Genomic DNA, 5,241 nt, shown 5'->3' on the forward strand with positions numbered 1-5,241 from the left:
ATCGAAATAATTTTCATTGATTGATTGGTTTAAATTACTCGAAGTTTATTTGAGCGAAATTTAAGTCAGTAATTGATGAGCCAGAATTGGCACCTTGTCTTTAAATAAGGTGCAAAATGATTTTAACTGAAGAGTTTGATCATGGCTCAGATTGAACGCTGGCGGCAGGCTTAACACATGCAAGTCGAGCGGGGAAAGGTAGCTTGCTACTGGACCTAGCGGCGGACGGGTGAGTAATGCTTAGGAATCTGCCTATTAGTGGGGGACAACATCTCGAAAGGGATGCTAATACCGCATACGTCCTACGGGAGAAAGCAGGGGATCTTCGGACCTTGCGCTAATAGATGAGCCTAAGTCGGATTAGCTAGTTGGTGGGGTAAAGGCCTACCAAGGCGACGATCTGTAGCGGGTCTGAGAGGATGATCCGCCACACTGGGACTGAGACACGGCCCAGACTCCTACGGGAGGCAGCAGTGGGGAATATTGGACAATGGGCGCAAGCCTGATCCAGCCATGCCGCGTGTGTGAAGAAGGCCTTATGGTTGTAAAGCACTTTAAGCGAGGAGGAGGCTACTGAAGTTAATACCTTCAGATAGTGGACGTTACTCGCAGAATAAGCACCGGCTAACTCTGTGCCAGCAGCCGCGGTAATACAGAGGGTGCAAGCGTTAATCGGATTTACTGGGCGTAAAGCGCGCGTAGGCGGCTAATTAAGTCAAATGTGAAATCCCCGAGCTTAACTTGGGAATTGCATTCGATACTGGTTAGCTAGAGTGTGGGAGAGGATGGTAGAATTCCAGGTGTAGCGGTGAAATGCGTAGAGATCTGGAGGAATACCGATGGCGAAGGCAGCCATCTGGCCTAACACTGACGCTGAGGTGCGAAAGCATGGGGAGCAAACAGGATTAGATACCCTGGTAGTCCATGCCGTAAACGATGTCTACTAGCCGTTGGGGCCTTTGAGGCTTTAGTGGCGCAGCTAACGCGATAAGTAGACCGCCTGGGGAGTACGGTCGCAAGACTAAAACTCAAATGAATTGACGGGGGCCCGCACAAGCGGTGGAGCATGTGGTTTAATTCGATGCAACGCGAAGAACCTTACCTGGCCTTGACATAGTAAGAACTTTCCAGAGATGGATTGGTGCCTTCGGGAACTTACATACAGGTGCTGCATGGCTGTCGTCAGCTCGTGTCGTGAGATGTTGGGTTAAGTCCCGCAACGAGCGCAACCCTTTTCCTTATTTGCCAGCGAGTAATGTCGGGAACTTTAAGGATACTGCCAGTGACAAACTGGAGGAAGGCGGGGACGACGTCAAGTCATCATGGCCCTTACGGCCAGGGCTACACACGTGCTACAATGGTCGGTACAAAGGGTTGCTACACAGCGATGTGATGCTAATCTCAAAAAGCCGATCGTAGTCCGGATTGGAGTCTGCAACTCGACTCCATGAAGTCGGAATCGCTAGTAATCGCGGATCAGAATGCCGCGGTGAATACGTTCCCGGGCCTTGTACACACCGCCCGTCACACCATGGGAGTTTGTTGCACCAGAAGTAGCTAGCCTAACTGCAAAGAGGGCGGTTACCACGGTGTGGCCGATGACTGGGGTGAAGTCGTAACAAGGTAGCCGTAGGGGAACCTGCGGCTGGATCACCTCCTTAACGAAAGATTGACGATTGGTAAGAATCCACAACAAGTTGTTCTTCATAGATGTATCTGAGGGTCTGTAGCTCAGTTGGTTAGAGCACACGCTTGATAAGCGTGGGGTCACAAGTTCAAGTCTTGTCAGACCCACCATGACTTTGACTGGTTGAAGTTATAGATAAAAGATACATGACTGATGATGTAAGCTGGGGACTTAGCTTAGTTGGTAGAGCGCCTGCTTTGCACGCAGGAGGTCAGGAGTTCGACTCTCCTAGTCTCCACCAGAACTTAAGATAAGTTCGGATTACAGAAATTAGTAAATAGAGATTTCGGTCTTAGTTTATTAACTTCTGTGATTTAAGTATCACGGTATTAAGCATGACCTGACGAAGGCGTGTTTATTCATTAACAGATTGGCAAAATTGAGTCTGAAATAAATTGTTCACTCAAGAGTTTAGATTAAGCAATTAATCTAGATGAATTGAGAACTAGCAAATTAACTGAATCAAGCGTTTTGGTATATGAATTTAGATTGAAGCTGTACAGTGTTTAAGTACACAGACAACAGATAGTAGCGATGAAGAATCGCACGGACAACACTCACTTGTAGGTGTTGACGACTGTTTGGGGTTGTATAGTCAAGTAATTAAGTGCATGTGGTGGATGCCTTGGCAGTCAGAGGCGATGAAAGACGTGATAGCCTGCGAAAAGCTCCGGGGAGGCGGCAAATATCCTGTGATCCGGAGATGTCTGAATGGGGGAACCCACCTACTTTAAGGTAGGTATTGCAACATGAATACATAGTGTTGCAAGGCGAACGAGGGGAAGTGAAACATCTCAGTACCCTTAGGAAAAGAAATCAATTGAGATTCCCTCAGTAGCGGCGAGCGAACGGGGATCAGCCCATTAAGTTATGTGTGTTTTAGTGGAACGCTCTGGGAAGTGCGAACGTAGAGGGTGATATTCCCGTACACGAAAGGGCACACATAATGATGACGAGTAGGGCGAGGCACGTGAAACCTTGTCTGAATATGGGGGGACCATCCTCCAAGGCTAAATACTCCTGACTGACCGATAGTGAACCAGTACCGTGAGGGAAAGGCGAAAAGAACCCCTGTGAGGGGAGTGAAATAGATCCTGAAACCGCATGCATACAAGCAGTGGGAGCACCTTCGTGGTGTGACTGCGTACCTTTTGTATAATGGGTCAGCGACTTATATTCAGTAGCGAGGTTAACCGTATAGGGGAGCCGTAGAGAAATCGAGTCTTAATAGGGCGTTTAGTTGCTGGGTATAGACCCGAAACCAGGCGATCTATCCATGAGCAGGTTGAAGGTTGGGTAACACTAACTGGAGGACCGAACCCACTGTCGTTGAAAAGCCAGGGGATGACTTGTGGATAGGGGTGAAAGGCTAATCAAGCCTGGTGATAGCTGGTTCTCCCCGAAAGCTATTTAGGTAGCGCCTCGGACGAATACCATAGGGGGTAGAGCACTGTTTCGGCTAGGGGGTCATCCCGACTTACCAAACCGATGCAAACTCCGAATACCTATGAGTACTATCCGGGAGACAGACTGCGGGTGCTAACGTCCGTAGTCAAGAGGAAAACAATCCAGACCGCCAGCTAAGGCCCCAAAATCATAGTTAAGTGGGAAACGATGTGGGAAGGCATAGACAGCTAGGAGGTTGGCTTAGAAGCAGCCACCCTTTAAAGAAAGCGTAATAGCTCACTAGTCGAGTCGGCCTGCGCGGAAGATGTAACGGGGCTAAAACTATGTGCCGAAGCTGCGGATTTGACATTAGTCAAGTGGTAGGGGAGCGTTCTGTAAGCCGATGAAGGTGTATTGAGAAGTATGCTGGAGGTATCAGAAGTGCGAATGCTGACGTGAGTAACGACAAAACGGGTGAAAAACCCGTTCGCCGAAAGACCAAGGGTTCCAGTCCAACGTTAATCGGGGCTGGGTGAGTCGACCCCTAAGGCGAGGCCGAAAGGCGTAGTCGATGGGAAATTGGTTAATATTCCAATACTTCTGTGTAATGCGATGAGAGGACGGAGAAGGTTAAGTCAGCCTGGCGTTGGTTGTCCAGGTGGAAGGATGTAGGTATGTATCTTAGGCAAATCCGGGGTACTCTATACTGAGATCCGATAGCAAGCTGTACTTGTACAGTGAAGTGGCTGATACCATGCTTCCAGGAAAAGTCTCTAAGCTTCAGTTACACAGGAATCGTACCCGAAACCGACACAGGTGGTCAGGTCGAGTAGACCAAGGCGCTTGAGAGAACTCTGCTGAAGGAACTAGGCAAAATGGTACCGTAACTTCGGGAGAAGGTACGCTGTTGTTGGTGATGGAACTTGCTTCCTGAGCTGATGACAGCCGCAGAAACCAGGCCGCTGCAACTGTTTATTAAAAACATAGCACTCTGCAAACACGAAAGTGGACGTATAGGGTGTGATGCCTGCCCGGTGCTGGAAGGTTAATTGATGGGGTTAGCGTAAGCGAAGCTCTTGATCGAAGCCCCAGTAAACGGCGGCCGTAACTATAACGGTCCTAAGGTAGCGAAATTCCTTGTCGGGTAAGTTCCGACCTGCACGAATGGCATAATGATGGCGGCGCTGTCTCCAGCAGAGGCTCAGTGAAATCGAAATCGCTGTGAAGATGCAGTGTACCCGCGGCTAGACGGAAAGACCCCGTGAACCTTTACTGCAGCTTGACACTGAACTTTGACCTTACTTGTGTAGGATAGGTGGGAGGCTTTGAAGTTGGAACGCTAGTTCCAATGGAGCCGTCCTTGAAATACCACCCTGGTAATGTTGAGGTTCTAACTCTGTCCCGTTATCCGGGACGAGGACCGTGTCTGGTGGGTAGTTTGACTGGGGCGGTCTCCTCCTAAAGAGTAACGGAGGAGTACGAAGGTGCGCTCAGCGTGGTCGGAAATCACGCGTAGAGTATAAAGGCAAAAGCGCGCTTAACTGCGAGACCCACAAGTCGAGCAGGTACGAAAGTAGGTCTTAGTGATCCGGTGGTTCTGTATGGAAGGGCCATCGCTCAACGGATAAAAGGTACTCTGGGGATAACAGGCTGATACCGCCCAAGAGTTCATATCGACGGCGGTGTTTGGCACCTCGATGTCGGCTCATCTCATCCTGGGGCTGAAGCAGGTCCCAAGGGTATGGCTGTTCGCCATTTAAAGAGGTACGCGAGCTGGGTTTAGAACGTCGTGAGACAGTTCGGTCCCTATCTACCGTGGGCGCTGGAAATTTGAGAGGATCTGCTCCTAGTACGAGAGGACCAGAGTGGACGAACCTCTGGTGTACCGGTTGTGACGCCAGTCGCATCGCCGGGTAGCTATGTTCGGAAGGGATAACCGCTGAAAGCATCTAAGCGGGAAGCCTACCTCAAGATAAGATTTCCCTAGGAATTTATTCCTCTAAAGAGCCGTTCGAGACTAGGACGTTGATAGGTTGGATGTGGAAGCATAGTGATATGTGAAGCTGACCAATACTAATTGCTCGTGAGGCTTGACTATACAACACCCAAGCAGTTGTATATAAAGCATCAATCGATTCATAAATCGACAAAGAAACTTGATTTAGTTA

At 49.2% G+C, this 5,241-nt stretch carries 2 tRNA genes and 2 rRNA genes; all 4 read left to right on the forward strand.

Annotated elements, in window-relative coordinates:
- Nucleotides 1-123: 123 nt before the first annotated feature.
- Nucleotides 124-1,661, forward strand: a 16S ribosomal RNA gene (locus RMA95_RS00400).
- 59 nt (nucleotides 1,662-1,720) lie between these two features.
- A tRNA-Ile gene (locus RMA95_RS00405) sits at nucleotides 1,721-1,797 on the forward strand.
- 55 nt (nucleotides 1,798-1,852) lie between these two features.
- Nucleotides 1,853-1,928, forward strand: a tRNA-Ala gene (locus RMA95_RS00410).
- A gap of 352 nt (nucleotides 1,929-2,280) precedes the next feature.
- A 23S ribosomal RNA gene (locus tag RMA95_RS00415) occupies nucleotides 2,281-5,171 on the forward strand.
- The 16S and 23S rRNA genes sit together here with 2 tRNA genes alongside, the layout of an rRNA operon.
- Nucleotides 5,172-5,241 lie beyond the last annotated feature (70 nt).

It is taken from the genome of Acinetobacter sp. V110_1, assembly GCF_031798975.1.
Classification (GTDB): domain Bacteria; phylum Pseudomonadota; class Gammaproteobacteria; order Pseudomonadales; family Moraxellaceae; genus Acinetobacter; species Acinetobacter nosocomialis_A.